The organism is Deltaproteobacteria bacterium (genome assembly GCA_019308925.1).
In the GTDB taxonomy this organism is placed as follows: Bacteria; Desulfobacterota; B13-G15; order B13-G15; family RBG-16-54-18; genus JAFDHG01.
On sequence record JAFDHG010000023.1, the window covers coordinates 18,898 to 36,712 of the forward strand.

The following is a 17,815-nucleotide window of genomic DNA, read 5'->3' on the forward strand; positions in this document are numbered from 1 at the left end:
AATAAGTTATTAGAACCCGTAACCCCTTGATGCCGGAGGAGGAGTATGGAGGAGAAGATCGCAGTCTATCCCGGGTCCTTTGACCCTGTCACCTACGGTCACATCGACATCATCAAGCGGGCGCTCAAGATCTTTGACAAGGTCATCGTGGCCGTGGCCCATAACTACGACAAGAAGTTCCTCTTCACCCCCGGGGAGAGGGTGGAGATGATCGAAGAGGCGTTGAAGGGCTCCCACAATGTCATTGTGGAGAGCTTTGAGGGGCTCCTGATGGAATACATGAAGGGGACCAACGCCAAGGTGGTATTGCGTGGGCTTAGGGCAACCTCGGACTTCGAATATGAGTATCATATGGCCTCTATGAACCGCAGCCTAAACAAAGATATCGATACCCTTTTCATGGTAACGGGCAAGGACTACTTTTTCATCAGTTCCAGGACCATCAAGGAGGTGACCAGTCTTGGAGGGTCGGTGGAGGGATTGGTGCCGGAAAATGTGGCCCGGAAGCTGAGGGAGAAGTTTGCCCCACTCCACCGTCCTCACCATAAATGATCCCAAGAGAAAAGACCCGACAGATCTCCGTAGGGGGGGTCCTGATTGGTGGAGGGGCCCCAATAGTTGTGCAGTCCATGACCACTACCCATCCCCTTGATGTGGCCTCCACCATGGGGGAAATCGAGAGGATGGAAAGGGCCGGATGTGAGCTCGTTCGGGTGGCTGTACCGGATAAGAAGGCCATCAGGGGATTGCAGCAGGTCGTCCGCAGCTCACCTCTGCCCCTCATTGCCGATGTCCACTTCGATCATCGCCTGGCGCTGCTGGCCCTGGAGGCAGGGGTGGATGGCCTGAGGATCAATCCAGGTACCATCCCCCATAGGGATAGATTGCGGGAGATCATCGTTGAGGCCAGTGGGAGGGGGGTGCCGATCAGGATTGGGATAAATACGGGCTCGTTGGAGGGCCACATCCTGGATAGATTTGGCCGGGCCACCCCTGAAGCCATGGTGGAAAGTGCCTTGGAGTGCATCAAGCTCTGTGAGGACGTAGGGCATAGGGCCATCAAGGTCTCTCTGAAGGCCTCTGACGTCCCCAGGACCGTGGAGGCCTATCGCCTCTTCTCTCAGAGGTCAGATTATCCCCTCCACCTGGGGGTCACCGAGGCGGGTCCCCCCTTCAGCGGGGTCATCAAGTCAGCGGTGGCCCTGGGGGTCCTCTTGGGCGAAGGGATAGGGGATACCATTCGGGTCTCCTTGACCGGTGACCCGGTGCTGGAGGTAAGGGCGGCGTACGATATCCTGCGGGCCCTGCGCATAAGGGAGCGAGGAGTGGAGATCATCTCATGCCCCACCTGTGGGAGGTGTGAGGTGGAACTCATCCCCCTGGTGGAGGAGGTCCAGGAAAGGCTGGAACATATCCAGACCCCTCTCACCGTGGCTGTGATGGGTTGTGTGGTGAACGGTCCGGGGGAGGCTAAGGAGGCCGATGTGGGGATCGCCGGAGGGAAGGGGATGGGTCTCCTTTTCAAAAAAGGTAAGGTCATCGAGAAGGTAAAAGAGGGGGAATGGGTGAAGAGGTTGGTCGAGGAGGTGGAGAGGATGATTGGTTAACCCCCTTTCAGCATTTTTCTGGTATAGAGGATTCTATGGATGACGGTGATATGGGTGAGGATGGTTAGGATCAAGAGGATGGGGATCATCCAGTCCAAAAGGGCACCACAGGCAAGCAGGATGATCCTCTCCGGCCGCTCCATGATTCCCACCTTACAGGAGGGGATGACCGTTTCCGCCCTCGCCCTGGTAAAGGGGACCAAGGAACTCCCCATGGCGGCCAGGGAGGTCAAGAGGGTTAGATAGGGGTGCCCTGTATAGGCATAATAGAAAAATAACCCCACAAAGAGGGAGAAGTCGGAGTACCTATCTATTACCGAGTCGAAAAAGGCGCCAAAGGGGGTTACCCTTCCCTGCGAACGGGCCACTGCCCCATCCAGCAGATCAAAGAGCCCCGCCACAAGGATGGCTATCCCGCCTACCTTCCATCTCCCCACGGCCAGGGCAAAGGCTGCTCCTAAAGTGACCAGCAGGCCGATGAGGGTCAGGTGGTTGGGTTTGATAAGGCCCCTGGACCACTCTGCCAATTTATAGAGATAAGGGTCTAACCTATGATTTAACCAGGAGTCCAACATGGAGTTGCGCCTCCAACGATAGGTCTCCCCTATTATAGGGTTTAGGTGGGAAAAGTCAAAATAAAACTCTGTCAAATTTCTCCTTGCAAAAAGATGACAAAATCTTATAATAACTTTCTTCCAATGATAGTGGTCGTATAAGAAGGGAGGGGAAAATGGAGCCGCTCTACTTGGGGATAGATGTGGGGTCGGTAAGCGCCAATACTGTGATAATAAACCGGGCGGGTGATATCTTGGAGGAGTATTATACCCGCCTTAGGGGTCAACCCCTGAAGAAGGTGGAAGGGGTCTTGGAGGAGATCCTCTCCCGCATCCCCGGCGAGAGGTTTGAGGGGATAGCCTTTACCGGCACCGGAGGAAAGGGCCTAGCGGAGCTTTTGGGAGGAGAGTTCTACAACGAGATCATCGCCCAATCTAAGGCCATCGGACGCCTCTACCCTCAGGTGAGGACGATCATCGACATCGGGGGGGAGGATTCCAAGCTCATCATTCTGGAGATGGAGGGTGATAGATTCAGAATAGAGGACTTCTCCATGAACACCCTCTGCGCCGCTGGTACAGGGTCCTTCCTCGATCAGCAGGCATCCCGGCTGGGGCTCACCATCGAAGAGTTTGCCCAACTGGCATTGAAGTCGCAAAATCCGCCGCGGATCGCTGGCCGGTGCAGTGTTTTTGCCAAGACGGACATGATTCACCTCCAGCAGATCGCCACCCCAGACTACGATATTGTGGCCGGGCTCTGCTACGCCCTGGCCAGGAACTTCAAGAGCAATATCGGCAAGGGGAGGGAGTTCCGCCCACCCGTGGCCTTTCAGGGGGGGGTGGCGGCCAATGCGGGGATGAAGAGGGCCTTCCTCGACATCTTGGAGCTGCAAGGGGATGAGCTCATCATCCCCCAACATTATGCCTCGATGGGGGCCATCGGGGCGGTGTTGCTCGCCCTAGAGGAGGGGAGGTTTGAGGGGAAAGTATTTGAAGGGATAGGACGCCTCCAGGTGTATATCGACCAGCAGCGGGACATAAAGAGGGAAGGGCGAGAACCCCTGACCCTTTCCCCCAGACACCTGGAGGAGAAGGAACGGGTCTACAAACCCAAGGCCCAAAACGGGAAAATCCCTGCCTATTTGGGGCTGGATGTGGGTTCCATCAGCACAAACTTGGTGGTTATCGACGAAGAGGAGCGGGTCCTCGCTAAGAGCTATCTGATGACGGCGGGCAGGCCCATCGAGGCCATCCGTCAGGGGTTGCAGGAGATCGGTGAGGAGGTCGGAGACCTGGTGGATATCCAAGGGGCGGGCTCTACGGGGTCCGGCAGATACTTGACAGGAGACTTTGTGGGGGCAGATATCGTCCGCAACGAGATCACCGCCCAGGCCACCGCAGCGGCCAACATCGATCCAGAGGTAGACACCATCTTCGAGATCGGGGGGCAGGACTCCAAATATGTCAGTCTCGACAAAGGGGTCATCGTCGACTTTGATATGAACAAGGTATGTGCTGCTGGTACTGGTTCATTCCTAGAGGAGCAGGCGGAGAAGCTCGGTATCTCCATCAAGGGGGAGTTTGAGGAAAGGGCCCTGCGGGCCCCCTCCCCAGTGAGGATGGGGGAGAGGTGCACCGTCTTCATCGAATCTGATCTTGTCCACCACCAGCAACGAGGGGCAGGTACCGACGACCTGGTGGCCGGCCTCTGCTACTCCATCGTCCAGAATTATCTTAACCGAGTGGTGGGGGATCGCCGAATAGGCAACAAGATCTTCTTCCAGGGGGGGACTGCCTTCAACAAGGGGGTGGTGGCGGCCTTCGAGAAGGTCTTGGGCAAAGAGGTCACCGTCCCTGAAAATCACGACGTGACAGGGGCCATCGGGGTGGCCCTCTTGGCAAAAAAGGAGCGCACCTGGGAGAAGAGCAGCTTTAAGGGTTTTGATCTGAGCCAGCGCCACTATGAGATCACCACCTTCGAGTGCAAGGGTTGTCCCAACATGTGCCTCATCAGAAAGGTGAGCATAGAGGGGGAGAAGCCCTTATTTTACGGGAGCCGTTGTGAGAAGTACGATGTGGTCCGCAGGAGCAAGGGGAGCCATCTGCCGGATCTTTTCGCCGAGCGGGAGGAGCTCCTCTTGGGTCCCTACCCAGGTGATGAGACCTTGGGAGATGATGTCCCGATCATTGGCATTCCTCGTGCCCTTCTATCCCATGAACTCTTCCCATTTTGGAAGGCCTTCTTCACGGAGCTGGGCTATAGGGTAGTTCTGTCTGACCCTACCAACAAGGAGTTGATCCGCCGGGGGGTGGAGGCGGTGGTGGCCGAGACCTGTTTCCCCGTCAAGGTGGCCCATGGTCATGTTATGAATCTATTGGAGAAGGGGATAAAGAGGATCTTCCTCCCCAGCATCATCAGTATGGAGAAGTTTCGGGAGGACTTCGAACAGTCCCAGACCTGTCCCTATGTCCAGTCCTTGCCCTATACCGTGCACTCCTCCATCGATTTTAAAAGGTACGGGGCTCAGGTCCTGCAGCCTGTGATTCCCTTTGGCATGGGGTCCAAGGAGGTGGAGCAGGCCCTGATAAAGCTGGGGAGAAGATTGAAGAGGGGGGCAAGGGATATCCGCAGGGCCTATGCCCGGGCACAAGAATACCAGAACAGGTTTTATCAAGCCATCGCCGCCCGGGGGAAAGAGATCCTGGAGGGGCTCAGGGAAGGGGAAAAGCTCATGGTGATTGTCGGGCGTCCCTACAATAGTTGCGACCCAGGGCTGAACCTCGACATCCCCAAAAAGCTACGGGATCTAGGGGTGCTCTCCATCCCCATGGACTTCCTCCCCCTGGAGTCCATGGCCGGGCAAGAAGGGCTCAAAGATATGTACTGGAAATATGGCCAGAAGATCCTGGCTGCTGCCCACCTGATCAAAGATGATCCCAGGCTCTTCGGGGTCTACATCAGCAACTTCGGCTGTGGGGCCGATTCCTTTATCAACCACTTCTTCCGTGATATCCTAAATGGGAAGCCATACCTGCAACTGGAGATAGATGAACATAGCGCCGATGCCGGGGCCATCACTAGGTGCGAGGCCTTCCTCGACAGCCTGAAGCATGCCCAAGGCCCCAAAGAAGAGAAGCGCCGAAGGGGGGAGATAAGGGGGGATGCTACCCGCACAATCTATATCCCTTATATGTGCGACCACGCCTTTGCCTTTGTTGCGGCCTTTGAGGCCTGTGGCCTCTCGGCCCGGGTCTTTCCTGAATCGGACCAGGAGACCCTCTATTGGGGCAGGAAATACACCACCGGAAGGGAGTGTTATCCCTGCATCCTGACCACAGGGGATATGATCAGGGTGGTCAAAGGCCCGGATTTCGACCCCCAACGGGTGGCCTTCTTCATGCCCTCGGGGAACGGCCCCTGCCGTTTCGGGCAGTATCATCGTTTACACCGTCTTATCTTAGACGAATTAGGGTATGCCGATGTCCCCATCTACTCTCCTAACCAGGATGAGACCCTCTATAAAGAACTGGGGATCCTCGGTTCCGAATTCGATAAGCTCGGGTGGTGGGCAATAGTGGCGGTGGATCTCCTGATCAAAAAGCTCCACGAGACCAGGCCCTATGAGCAGAATACCGGGGAGACAGACCGAGTCTATAAGGAGTGCCTCGATCTGGTCTGTGAGGCCATCCGCACAGGGGGTGGGGAGCTGGAGAGATTGGAGGAGGCCCTCCGCGAGGTCCGGGAGAGGTTTGAGCGGATACTGGTGGTGGATCCCGGGAGCAAGCCGAAGATAGGAGTCGTGGGAGAGATCTATGTGAGGTCCAATCGCTTTGCCAATGAGCACGTCGTCCGCAAAATAGAGGCCTTAGGCGGCGAGGCATGGCTTGCCCCTTTCGTTGAATGGATCCACTATATCAATGCCATGGCCCGCAGGCGTAGCTTTAACAGGAAGCATTTCTCCAATTTGCTCAGGATATTTTTGACCGAATACTACCAGAACAAATATGAACATAGGCTGGAACGCATATTTAAGGGGAGTATTAATAACCTTGAAGAGCCGAAGACTGCTGAAGTCCTTGAGCTGGCCAAACCCTATCTCGATTCATCGTTCGAGGGTGAGGCAATTTTGAGCATCGGCAAGACAGTGGACTTCGCCCTGAGGGGAGCCAGTGGGGTGGTGAACGTGATGCCCTTTACCTGTATGCCGGGGACCGTGGTGAGCGCCATCCTGAAGAGATATCGAGAGGAGAACAATAACCTGCCCGTCCTGAACATGGCCTATGATGGTCAGGAGCAGAGCAACATCATGACCCGCCTGGAGGCCTTTATGTACCAGACCAGACAATATCAGGAGCACTGTCTGCGCCGGAGATAATTTTTATTCGGTTTTGGTTATAAAGGGTGTATATCCGTTCTTAGCCAGGCGCATGGCAAACTGATAGGCCTCTTCCCTGTTACTGAATCTTCCCAGCCTTACGCGGTAATATCTGTTCTCTGGTGTCTTCAATACGGCGATGTAGGCTCCTTTATGTACCTTCTTTAACTCCTCCATCAGCCTGAGGGCATTGGATCGGAGGATGAAGGAGCCTACCTGGATTGTGAAAGGCCCTTCAGCAGGGAGAGGTGAAAGGCCCCTTTTTCCTAAGGGCTCCACCCTCACCCAGGCCACCCCCTCCTCGACCATCCCCAGGACCTGCGCAGCGGCATAGGAGAGGTCGATAATCCTTCCCTTCACGAATGGTCCGCGGTCGTTGATGGTCACCATTACCGACCTGCCGTTCTTGAGGTGGGTAACCACCACCCTAATTCCCATGGGGAGGGCCCGATGGGCAGCGGTCAACTGATACATATTGTAGACCTCACCACTGGAGGTGCGCCGTCCATGAAACTGCCTTCCGTACCACGAGGCCCATCCATACTCTACCCTCCGGGTCACCGGGGGGACTTTTGGAGGGGGGATCTTTACCTCCCTCTTGGGTGCACATCCCCAGAAGACGATCAAGATGAGAAATATCCACAATACTCTCTTCATCCTTGTAGCCTCACGAATTATACACAAAGGGAGATCGTCCCCCTCTCCCTTTTGGGGTCGGTTTGCACTTTTACCTCTTTTAAACCAAAGGCCTCCTTAAGTCTCTTTATATTTCGTCTTCCTTGTCCGTAGAAATTGGATATATCCTGGGGTGAGAGCAGAAAGATGGGGGAGCTCCTCTCCTCTGTGCGTGAGCTGGCCAATAGAGAGGCCGCCTGTTCGTAGAGTATAGAGCCCTCTACTAGTTGTCGGAAGGCCGGATGGTAGGGGCCGGCAACAATGGTGCCTTTTGTCTCCAGGGAGGGGGTGGGCTGAAGCCCTACCCTGATTACCGGGATCTGGGCCTGGCGAAACCTCTGTAAGGCCCCCTTGGTTATGTTTACCGCCTCTTCCAATGAGATGGGGCGGTACCGCCCTTCATGAAACCACCTCTCCAACACTGTCCCCTTGATCACCAAGGTAGGGTAGATCCGGACAAAATGGGGTTTTATTCCGATTACCTCCTCTATGGTAGAGGAGAACTTCTCCGGTGTGTCCCCTGGTAGGCCCACCATGAGCTGGACCCCTACCTCAAAACCCCTCTGATTGAGCTCCCATATGGCCCTCTTTATCTCCTCCCTTCCATATCCCCTCCGAGAGGTCTTTAGGACCTCGTCATCCATGGACTGGACCCCCAGTTCAACGGTAGTTACCTTGTTTGTCTTGAGGACTTCCATGATCTCGGGGGAGATATAATCGGGTCTGGTGGATAATCGAAGGGAATGGACTCTTCCCTCCCTCAGAAAGGGGGCGATGCTGTGCAAAAGCCCCTCTTGGGTCTCCTGGGCTAGGGCGGTGAAGCTCCCCCCATAAAAGGCCACCTGTATTGTTCGGACATCTCTTCGCTTGCGTACGCCCACCCTCAGGTACCACTCGATCTCTTTGCGCACCTCCTCAGGGCTGGGGAGCGCCGAGGCAGGGCGGGCTATCCGGTGTTGATCGCAATATACACACCTGTAGGGACATCCAAAATGGGAGATAAAGATGGGGATGATAAATCTTTTGCCTTTCATCCCTTAATCCTCGCTCAAGGACCTTAAGGCTTCTTCAGCCGCCCGTTGCTCGGCATCCTTTTTGCTCCTTCCTCTTCCCCTCCCGTATAGCTTTCCCCCTATGGAGATGGTTACCTCAAAGGTCTTGTCGTGGTCTGGCCCCTCCTCTCCGGCCACGATATAGTGAGGGGTGGTGTTCAGATATTTTTGGGTATATTCCTGGAGTCTGGTCTTGAAATCCGCGTCCTTTAGTCCCCTTTTCATCTCCTCTAAGAGGGGGGTGTATAATTGTTCTATCATCCGGAAGACCTCCTCATATCCGCCATCCAGATAAACGGCGGCCACCAGCGCCTCCATGCCCCCGGCCAGGATGGAGTCTTTCTCCTTCCCCCCGGTCTCCTCTTCCCCCCGGCCCAGCCGCAGAGTCTCTCCCAATCCAACTCCTTGGGCAAGGGAGGCCAGGGTAGCCTCCTTGACCAGAGAGGCCCTGGCCTTTGATAGTCCCCCCTCGGTGAGGTGGGGAAAGCGGGCTAGCAGGAGATGGCTCACCACCAACTCTATAACTGAGTCCCCCAGGAACTCCAGCCTCTCGTTATCCTCCCCTTCTTCGTTTTTCTGAGAGAGGTAGGACCGATGGGTGAGGGCCTGTATCAAGAGCTGAAGATCCCGGAAGCGGTAAGAAATCCCTTCTTGCAAATCCTTTAACAGGGACAATTCACGGACCTTGGACTATCTCTACCCGGGTGGCCTTGAGGAACCCCCTATCGTTGATGTATTGGACCTTTATGGTCTCTCCAATGCCGGGGTAGCGAGGGGGATAATATACGGTCCTAGCACCCACATAGAAGGTGTAAGTCGTCCCCGTTTGATCGCTTTTGACTACGATGGTCCCCCGGCGGAAGACATTGGTCTGGATGGAGAGGACCTTTCCCTGTACCTCATTGGGGCCTATCTCCTGGGCCTGGGCGATCTTGATGGGGGAGAAGGTGGCCCCAATGCCCATTCCCGCCAGGGAGAAGATCATTATGAAGACTAACATAGCCTTTTTGTGTGTCCTCCTGTCCATTGTAGAACCTCCATTTTTAAAGATATATTTAAACACGCATGAGGGTTTACCATTAACCCTGCCAATGAAGATATCATCTTTCAAAGAGGGATTCAAGGATTCAAGTCATAGGGTTTTAGGGGGCAAGACCCCCTGAAGTAATACCGAGAAGGGATTGAAGTATGAAATAGCATTCAGGGTTCCTTTATACCATCTATTGTTACTCGGAACTTTGTATATCAAATCAGCACCGTGATGTCAAAGAAGGTAAAATTTATTGACTTAGTAAGGGTATTATCTCTAGAATAAAGATTAAATGTCTATTTTCCCTGCTGCCATCCAGGACAGAGCGCTTGCCCTAGAGAAGGTCGTCGAGGCCTTGGAGGGGAGATACGGGGTCCCGTACAAAGATTCTCCCTCTGACCCCTTGGAGGTATTGATATCCACCATACTTTCACAAAACACCAATGGTCAAAACCGAGATCTGCCTACGAGGTGCATCATTCGAATGGGGACGATGTCCATGCATGGTTTTTAGATAGCGATTATAATGACTTGGCTTTTTGTGTCAGCCAGGCCTTTTTCCCACATACCAAAGCATGGTATAGTCTGAAAAAGGCGCTTAAATGAACTTATGACGACACCGTCTGGGAGTATTTGGCAGGCACGGTAAGCGAACCATTTACTACCGGTGAAAACCAGAGGATTGCGATCAAGGTCATTGATGACCGGGGAAAGAATTGATGATGGTGAAATCCCTCGATGAAGCAGAACTGGGATAAATTATTTTGGGCTTGCTATTGTAGTCATTATTTACTACAATTGTATTCAAAAGGGGCATAGAAATGCTGGAACTTCCAAATCTCTTATCATCGAAACTTCGACAAAAACTCTTTCGCCTCTATTTTTCCCAAACCAACGGAAGGTATTACCTGAGAGAACTGGAGAGGTTGTTGCATGAGCCGGTGGGCAATATCCGCCGAGAACTTCTTAGATGGTCCAAAGCAGGCCTTTTTCTCAGAGATAAGGTGGGTAACCTTACCTACTATTCACTGGACAAATCGTTCCCCCTTTATGAGGAATTAAGGAAAATAGTTTCGAAGACAATAGGAATTGAACATACCCTAAGGGAAGGCTTGAAGAAGATAAAAAACATTGAGACGGCTCTTATTTATGGTTCTGTGGCCAGTGGTGAGGATACGGGGAATTCAGATATTGATGTTCTATTGATCGGAAACCCTGATATGGATGAATTGGTCAATGATATTCAGGAAATGGAAGAAGAATTGGGGCGCGAGATCAATTATGTCCTCTATACTCCTGAAGAATTTAAGCGTAAAAAGGAAACAGAAAACTCTTTCATTATGGATGTCTTAAGAAATCCAAAGGTTTTTATCATCGGAACCACAAATGATCTATGAAAAAAGGATAAATCAATGGTTGGATAAGGGATTGGTTAAAAGGCAGGAAAAACCTTTTAATCAGATAAGAAATCTCCTTTCTCGGGCCTTAAAGGATATAAAAACAGCCGAACAGAATCTGCCTATCGATGAAGAGGCCACCTACACTTTTGCATATTTAGCTATGCTCCGAACAGGAAGGGCCATTATGTTCCTCTCTGGATATCGCCCAGACGACGGGGAACAGCATAAAACCACGGTGGAGTTTGCCAGCCTGGTGTTAGGAGAGAAATTTCGTACCCTAACTCGTAGATTCGACCAGATGAGGAGAAGGCGAAATCTCTTTACCTATGACCCAATGGACAATTTGACGGAAAAGGAAGCTCTGGAGGCCTTAAAGACAGCTAAACGATTTGTACATGAGGTTGTTCAATGGATAAAGGAAAAAGACCCGCAATTGGAATTATTCTAATGAGCAAAACAGAGGGTAGGTGAAGAGGAGACGGGATGTTCTCGTCCTCATTTCACCTCACGAAGAAGCTTTTTCAAACCGATGACTTCCCTTTCAGGGTTGACACCCATTAGAGCGCTTGCCCTAGAGAAGGTCGCTGAGGCCTTGGAGGGGAGATACGGGGTCCCGTACAAAGATTCTCCCTCTGACCCCTTGGAGGTATTGATATCCACCATACTTTCACAAAACACCAATGGTCAAAACCGAGATCTGCAAGGTAGGGGGGCTGGCCCAGCAGAAGGCAGGCAGGATAAGGGAGATCCTCTGTTGGGTGCGGGAAAGATGGGGTAAAGTGACTCTCTCCCCTATCTGTGAGATGGGGACGGAAGAGGCCATGGGGGTCCTCCTAGGTTTGAGGGGGGTAGGTCTTAAGACTGCCAGCTGTGTATTGGCCTTTGGTTGTGGGAGGGAGGTCTTCCCGGTGGACACCCATATCCTGAGAATCACCAAGCGGTTAGGACTGGTTCCCGCCAAGGTGACGGCAGAGAGGGCCCATGGACTCCTGGCCCCTTTAATCCCCACTGGGAAGGCCATCTCCCTGCACCTCAATCTCATCAGATATGGGAGGCAGATCTGTCGGGCTCGCCAGCCGATATGTGGTCTATGTCTCTTTCCTGAACTTTGTACCCTACCTTTGGAGCAGAGAGGTGAAAGAGGACTGGTTCGAAGATAAGGGAAGTCCCTATGGGATCGAGGAGCTCCTGCACCTGACGAAAAGGGCTTGGGAGAGGGGAGGAGAGCTTCATGTCTCAGGATTGAAGGGAGGGACAAAGGGTTTCTTCATCAGCCTCCTGCGCAGGGAACTCTCCCCCCTGTTTGTCATAACCCCTGATCAAGATGGGGCTGAGGCCTTATGGGAGGATATCCTCTTCTTTACTCCCCCTGAGGAGGAGGAAGGTGTCCTCCTTTTTCCCTTCGATGGTATCCCTTACGGGGACCTCCTTCCCCCCTGGGGTCTTTGTGCCCAAAGGATGAAGGTACTGCGGATGCTCGGTGGGGGGAGGGCCTCCTTGGTCGTTGCCCCCATCCAAGGGCTCCTGGGCAAGGTAATCCCCAAGGATGCCCTTTTTTCATCCCTGATAAGGATCGAGGTAGGGCAAGACAGGGACAGGGAAACCCTGGCAAAGGAACTCATATCCCTGGGCTACACTCGGGTGGAGATGGTGGAGGAGAGGGGGGAGATGAGTCTGCGCGGAGGGATTATGGATATCTATTCCCTCGATCAGGACCTCCCCATCAGGATAGAGTTCTTCGGAGACCAGGTGGACTCCATTCGCACCTTCGATTTGGAGACGCAAAGATCGGTGCAGCGGGTTGAGGAGGCCGTCATAACACCCCTAAAGGTAGAGGGGGAAGGCACCCTGTTCGAATATCTCCCATCCCGGGCACTCGTCTTTATAGATGGTCCCTTAGAGACCTATAAGGAGGCGGAGGAGTTCTGGGAACAGGTGCGCAGACGCGCAACGGAGGATCAGTATCTCCCTTCTCAGACGGTTATGACCATGATCACACAGAGGCCGAGGGTGGAGATAGGGGGCTGGGAGCTTGCCCCCCAGGGAGACCGAGTCCCCCCTCGGGTCACCCTACTTGCCTCCTCTAACGAGGAGCTCAAGAGGGAGGTCAGGACATCTGGTCTGAGGGTCTTGGCGCAGAAGGTCCAAGGGTGGATAAAGGGGAAGTGGGCAGTCTACATCGTCACGCAAACGCCAGGGCAGGCCAAGAGGCTGGGGGAGCTCCTGGAGGATTTAGGTCTGAGGGTGGTGTTTAGGGATTTCTTCCCCTCCCACCCCTTGAGGGATCGTGGTTCCCTGACCATCGTGGTGGGGGACTTAAAGGCTGGTCTCTGCCTCCCCTCGGAGGGGCTGGCGGTGGTGACCGAAGAGGAGATCTTCGGTCTGAAGAGGAGGGTCGGTCGAGGCAAAAGGGCGCAACCCACCCCCTTTTCCGACTTTGAGGGCCTCAGAATGGGGGATTATGTGGTCCATATCGATTATGGGATAGGGGTCTATCAAGGGTTGGTGAAACTGGAGGGGGAGGGGGTGGAGAACGATTACCTCCTGATAGAGTACGAGGGTGGAGACAGGCTCTACGTTCCGGTGGATAGGCTCAATCTGGTCCATAAATATATTGGGACAGGAGATAGGTCACCTAAGCTCGATAAGCTGGGTGGAATCTCTTGGAAGAGGACCACAAAGAAGGTGAAACAGGCGGTCCAACAGGTGGCCAAAGAACTCCTGGATATCTATGCCGCCCGTAAGGCCTTTCAGGGGTTTGCCTTTTCCTCTCGAGATGTCTACTTTAAGGAGTTTGAGGCGGCCTTCGAGTATGAGGAGACCCCTGATCAGGGGGAGGCCATCGAGCAGGTGATGGAGGATATGGAGGAGCCCAAGCCCATGGATAGGTTGATCTGTGGGGATGTGGGTTATGGTAAGACAGAGGTGGCCATCAGGGCGGCCTTTAAGGCTGCCCTGGACAACAAACAGGTGGCCGTTTTGGTCCCTACCACCGTCCTGGCCCAGCAACACTACCTGACCTTCACCTCCAGGCTTAAGGACTACCCGGTGATAGTGGAGAGTCTGAGCAGGTTTAAAACCCCTGTCCAGCAGAGGGAGCTCCTGCAGCGACTAAGGGAGAGGAAGATCGATATCATCGTCGGAACCCACCGCCTCCTCCAAGACGATGTCTCTTTTCAGGAGCTGGGTCTGTTGATCATCGATGAAGAGCATAGATTCGGAGTCTCCCATAAAGAAAGATTAAAAGAGATGAGGAAATTGATGGATTGCCTCACCCTTACCGCCACCCCCATCCCCCGGACCCTACAGATGTCCCTGTTGGGGATCAGAGACCTGAGCTTGATAAATACCCCTCCCCCCAATCGTCAGGCCATCCGCACCTATATCGTCAACTTCGACCAAGAGGTGATCAGGGAGGCAATCCTCAAAGAGGTCGACAGGGGTGGCCAGGTCTTCTTTGTCCACAACAGGGTGAAGGACATCGAAGGGGTGGCTTCTATGTTACGGGGACTGGTCCCCGAGGTACGTTTGGCTGTAGCACATGGGCAGATGAGGGGGAGGACCTTGGAGGAGGTGATGATGAAGTTTGTGGGAGGGGAAATAGACCTCCTGGTCTGTACCAGTATAATTGAGTCAGGTCTAGACATCCCCGACGCCAACACCATCATCATCAATCATGCAGAACGCTTTGGATTGGCCGACCTCTACCAGCTCCGGGGGAGGGTGGGGAGATCTGCCCAGCGGGCCTTTGCCTATTTGATCGTCCCGCCCCCTCAGCAACTCTCCCGGGAGGGCCTCAAAAGGCTCAGGGCCATTCAGGAGTTAAGCGAATTGGGTTCCGGCTTTAGACTTGCCATGAGGGATCTGGAGACCAGGGGGGCGGGTAACCTCTTGGGGCATGTCCAATCAGGTCATATAGCTGAAGTGGGCTTTGAGTTGTACAATAGCCTCTTGGAGAAGGCCATAAGGGAGCTGAAGGGTGAGGAGGTGAAGGAGCGGGTAACACCTGAGATCAGTTTGCCCATAGATGCCTTCATACCCGCTGAATATATTGCCGATAACAATCAGCGTCTTATCTTTTACAAAAGGCTTTCCATCCTGGAGGAAGAAGAAGAGATAGAGGAGATAAAGGTGGAGATGCAAGACCGCTTTGGCCATCTCCCTCCATCCCTGTTGAACCTCTTGGAGGTCATCAGATTGAAGATATGGCTTAGTAAATTCTCCGTCCAGAGATTTGAGTTCAGGGATAACATGGCAGTGTTGAGCTTCACCCCGGGAGGGATGATCTCCCCGGAGAAGGTGGTGGATCTCATTGAAAGAGGGGATAGTAAGTATAGGCTAACCCCGGAGATGAGGTTGATCTATACGTCCGAGGCAAAGGATTGGAGGGGGGTGTTGGAGGAGACCAGAAATATCTTGCAAGGGTTGACGTGATATGGTAGCTTTTTAAAAAAGAAAGGGCATAAGATGGCAATAAAAGGGAAATTTTGGGGGATGGTGTTGCTTCTTTTTTTATTTCTTTCCACCTTCGCCTGTGACAAGGCTGAATCCCCTAAAGGGAAGGAGTTGGCCAAGGTAAACGATAGGGAGATCACCCTTGAGGAGTTTAACCAAGAGATGGAACATCTCCCGACTTATCTAAAACCAATGATGGTCTCAGCAGAGGCGAGGAAGGAGTTTTTGCAAAACCTCATAGACCGGGAACTCCTCTTGCAGGAGGCGAAGAAGAGGGGTTTGGACAGGGATAAGCAAATACTGGCCAAGCTGGAGAGGTTTAAACAGGGGTTGGTCATCGAGGCCCTTCTAGGAGAACTCTTTAAAGGGAAGGATGAGGTCAGCGACGAAGAGGTGGAGGCTTACTATCGGGAGAACAAGGAGAAGTTCTTGGTGGGGGAAAGGATAAGGGTGAGGCATATCTTGGTGAAGACCCTGCCGGAGGCCAAGGAGATCAAGAGGAGACTGAGTCAAGGGGAGGACTTTATCAGATTGGTGAAGAGATATTCCATCAGCCCCAGCAGGGATAAGGGTGGGGATCTAGGCTATATCGAGAGGGGAAAGACAGGCAAGGAGTTTGAGCGAGCTGCCTTCTCCTTGAAGAGGCCGGGGGAGATAAGCGAGATTGTCAAAGCGAGCTTTGGCTATCACGTTATCCGCCTTGAAGACAGGAAGAAACCCCATCAGCGGACATTTTCCGAGGTAAAAGAGGAGATCAAGGGCCTTCTCCAGGAAAAGAAGAGGGAGAAAATCCTCACGGCATATCTGAAAGAGTTGCGGAAGGGATCTAAGATCGTCGTTAATGAGGAGTTGTTGGCCGTGGAGGAAGGGGGTAAATGAGACATTTCTTAAGGCCCTTTATCCTAATCCTCATGGTCTGGGCCGTGGTGACCTCATGTCAGAGTAATCTACCCTCACAGGTGGTGGCAGAGGTCGATGGTGACCCTATTACTGCCGCGGAGTTCACCGAGGAACTCTCTCCTTTGGTCGAGGGCTACCACATTCCTCTTTCCTTACAAGAGCAGGAGGCCTTAGAAAGACTGAAGGAAGCCCTCCTGGGTCAGATTATCGAGAAGAGGCTTATCATCCACGAGGCCCGAAAAATGGGGATAACGGTGAACGATGAGGAGCTGGAGGAGGCCTTTACCACCATAAAAGGAGGTTATCCTGAAGGGGGATTTGAGGAGGTTGTAAAAAAGGGGGGGATCCCCCTCCCCCAATGGAAAGAAAGGCTGCGTCAAAGGCTCCTGATCGAGAAGGTCATCAACCGGGTTTCCCAGGTTACCTCCCCCATCGATGAACCCACTCTGAGGGAGTATTATGAGGAGCATAGAGTGGAGTTTGTGGTGCCCGAACAGGTGAGGGTGCGGCAAATCGTGGTCCGTAATATCAAGGATGCAAAGATAGTCCTGAGGAGGCTCAAGAGGGGAAAGCCCTTTGAGGAGCTGGCGCGTAGATATTCCAGCGGGCCGGAGGCTGAAGAAGGGGGTGACCTGGGATTTTTCGGTCGGGGGGAGATGCCGGAGGAGCTTGATGTGGTCTTTTCTCTGAAGGTGGGGGAGATAAGCTCCATCGTGCAGAGCCCCTATGGCTATCATATCTTTCAGCTGGTGGCCAAGCAGGAACAAGCTAAATTGGGCTTTGAGGAGGTGAAGGAGGAGGTCAGGGAGAGGATCTTGCGGGAAAGGGAGGAGGGGGCCTTCCAAGATTGGTTGGCAGGGGTTAAGGAAAAGGCACGGATCAGGATAAACCAAAAGGCCTTAGAGGAGATAAGGCCTCCTACCCCTAAAAGGGGGGGAGAATAAAGGGGTATCGGTTAATGGAGAAAAGGGTTTTCTGTTTATTGTTCGTCTTTTTTTTGTTGATGCCTTTCCCCTCCGCAGGGAAGGTGTTGGATCGGGTAGTAGGGGTAGTGGACGGGGAGGTGATCACCCTTTCTGATCTCGAAGAGGCCATGGGGAGATATGGGAAGGCCACCCTCGGCAGTGAGAAAAACCCCTTGGAGAGGGAGATAAGGCTGTCCCAGGTCCGCAAGGAGGTCCTGGAGATGCTGATCGAGGAGAAGCTCTTGCAGAAGGTGGCCCTCAGGTTTGGCATCAAGGTCAAGGATGAAGAGGTGGAGAAGACCATCGAGAGGATGAAGAGAGAGGGGAAGATAACCGATGCCCAAATGGAGACGGAACTCACCTCCCAAGGGTTCACCTTGGAGGGGTACCGCCATTTTCTCAAGGCGCAGATAAGAAAGGCCAGGATAATACAGAACTTCATCAAACCCAAGATATCCATGGATGAGGGGAAGATAAGGGAATATTATCGACATCATGTAAAGAGATATCAACGTCCCCCCCAAATAAGGGTGAGGCATATATTGATCAAGGTACCACCTGATGCCAGCCCCGAAGGGTTGGAGATGGCCAAAGAGAAGATGAAAAGGGTGTTGCAGAGGTTGCGGGAAGGGGCGGAATTTGAGGAAGTGGCCATCCTCTATTCGGAGGATCCATCAGCCCGCTCAGGAGGTGACCTCGGCTTTTTTAAAAAGGGGGAGATGGTCCCTGCGCTCGAAGAGGTGGTCTTCAAGATGGAAACAGGAGAGGTGAGTGGGGTCATAAGGTCTTCCCAGGGGC

General features: G+C 53.2%; 16 protein-coding genes. 11 read left to right on the plus strand and 5 right to left on the minus strand.

Annotated elements, in window-relative coordinates:
* The first annotated feature begins 45 nt into the window (after positions 1 to 45).
* Together coaD and ispG are read left to right on the plus strand one after the other, a co-directional pair.
* A complete protein-coding gene (coaD, locus tag JRI46_05220) occupies positions 46 to 552 on the plus strand; it encodes a pantetheine-phosphate adenylyltransferase (protein MBW2038986.1) in 507 nt (168 codons plus the stop codon).
* On the plus strand, positions 549 to 1,607 hold the full coding sequence (gene ispG, locus JRI46_05225) for a flavodoxin-dependent (E)-4-hydroxy-3-methylbut-2-enyl-diphosphate synthase (GenBank protein MBW2038987.1): 1,059 nt from the start codon (positions 549 to 551) through the stop codon (positions 1,605 to 1,607). The genes coaD and ispG overlap by 4 nt, the downstream gene beginning before the upstream one ends.
* Here ispG and JRI46_05230 read toward each other — a convergent pair.
* Positions 1,604 to 2,182 carry a CDP-alcohol phosphatidyltransferase family protein gene (locus JRI46_05230; protein ID MBW2038988.1) on the minus strand — a complete coding sequence of 193 codons (579 nt, stop codon included), beginning with the start codon at positions 2,180 to 2,182 and terminating at the stop codon, positions 1,604 to 1,606. The two genes, ispG and JRI46_05230, sit on opposite strands and share 4 nt — an antisense overlap.
* 155 nt (positions 2,183 to 2,337) lie before the next feature.
* Here JRI46_05230 and JRI46_05235 point away from each other — a divergent pair, with 155 nt between their 5' ends.
* Complete coding sequence (locus JRI46_05235; GenBank protein MBW2038989.1) at positions 2,338 to 6,540, plus strand: CoA activase; 4,203 nt, start codon at positions 2,338 to 2,340, stop codon at positions 6,538 to 6,540.
* Positions 6,541 to 6,543: 3 nt separating this feature from the next.
* Here the strand turns inward: JRI46_05235 and JRI46_05240 are convergent, their stop codons facing one another.
* From JRI46_05240 to JRI46_05255, 4 genes are read right to left on the minus strand one after another with little or no spacing between them, the layout of a single operon-like run.
* Positions 6,544 to 7,197: a septal ring lytic transglycosylase RlpA family protein gene (locus JRI46_05240; protein MBW2038990.1), complete on the minus strand. Its 654-nt coding sequence runs from the start codon at positions 7,195 to 7,197 to the stop codon at positions 6,544 to 6,546.
* Between the two features lie 17 nt (positions 7,198 to 7,214).
* Positions 7,215 to 8,249: a radical SAM protein gene (locus tag JRI46_05245; protein ID MBW2038991.1), complete on the minus strand. Its 1,035-nt coding sequence runs from the start codon at positions 8,247 to 8,249 to the stop codon at positions 7,215 to 7,217.
* 3 nt (positions 8,250 to 8,252) lie between these two features.
* Positions 8,253 to 8,942, minus strand: coding sequence for a ribonuclease III (gene rnc, locus JRI46_05250; GenBank protein ID MBW2038992.1), 690 nt, complete (start codon positions 8,940 to 8,942; stop codon positions 8,253 to 8,255).
* A gap of 1 nt (position 8,943) precedes the next feature.
* A complete protein-coding gene (locus JRI46_05255; GenBank protein MBW2038993.1) occupies positions 8,944 to 9,294 on the minus strand; it encodes a hypothetical protein in 351 nt (116 codons plus the stop codon).
* Positions 9,295 to 9,589: 295 nt separating this feature from the next.
* Between JRI46_05255 and JRI46_05260 the strand changes: the two genes are divergently transcribed.
* The 8 genes from JRI46_05260 to JRI46_05295 form a co-directional block, all read left to right on the plus strand.
* A complete protein-coding gene (locus JRI46_05260; protein ID MBW2038994.1) occupies positions 9,590 to 9,811 on the plus strand; it encodes a hypothetical protein in 222 nt (73 codons plus the stop codon).
* A 415-nt stretch (positions 9,812 to 10,226) separates the two neighbouring features.
* On the plus strand, positions 10,227 to 10,694 hold the full coding sequence (locus JRI46_05265) for a nucleotidyltransferase domain-containing protein (GenBank protein MBW2038995.1): 468 nt from the start codon (positions 10,227 to 10,229) through the stop codon (positions 10,692 to 10,694).
* Complete coding sequence (locus JRI46_05270; GenBank protein ID MBW2038996.1) at positions 10,684 to 11,145, plus strand: HEPN domain-containing protein; 462 nt, start codon at positions 10,684 to 10,686, stop codon at positions 11,143 to 11,145. The genes JRI46_05265 and JRI46_05270 overlap by 11 nt, the downstream gene beginning before the upstream one ends.
* 232 nt (positions 11,146 to 11,377) lie before the next feature.
* Complete coding sequence (locus JRI46_05275) at positions 11,378 to 11,857, plus strand: hypothetical protein (protein MBW2038997.1); 480 nt, start codon at positions 11,378 to 11,380, stop codon at positions 11,855 to 11,857.
* Positions 11,832 to 15,131, plus strand: a complete 3,300-nt coding sequence (mfd, locus tag JRI46_05280) for a transcription-repair coupling factor (protein MBW2038998.1) — start codon at positions 11,832 to 11,834, stop codon at positions 15,129 to 15,131. Before JRI46_05275 ends, mfd begins: the two co-directional genes overlap by 26 nt.
* Positions 15,132 to 15,197: 66 nt before the next feature.
* Entirely contained in the window at positions 15,198 to 16,031 is an 834-nt protein-coding gene (locus JRI46_05285; GenBank protein MBW2038999.1) for a peptidylprolyl isomerase, read from the plus strand.
* Entirely contained in the window at positions 16,028 to 16,996 is a 969-nt protein-coding gene (locus JRI46_05290) for a peptidylprolyl isomerase (protein ID MBW2039000.1), read from the plus strand. Before JRI46_05285 ends, JRI46_05290 begins: the two co-directional genes overlap by 4 nt.
* Positions 16,997 to 17,010: 14 nt before the next feature.
* The coding region (locus tag JRI46_05295; protein MBW2039001.1) for a peptidylprolyl isomerase at positions 17,011 to 17,815 on the plus strand (805 nt) is incomplete at its 3' end.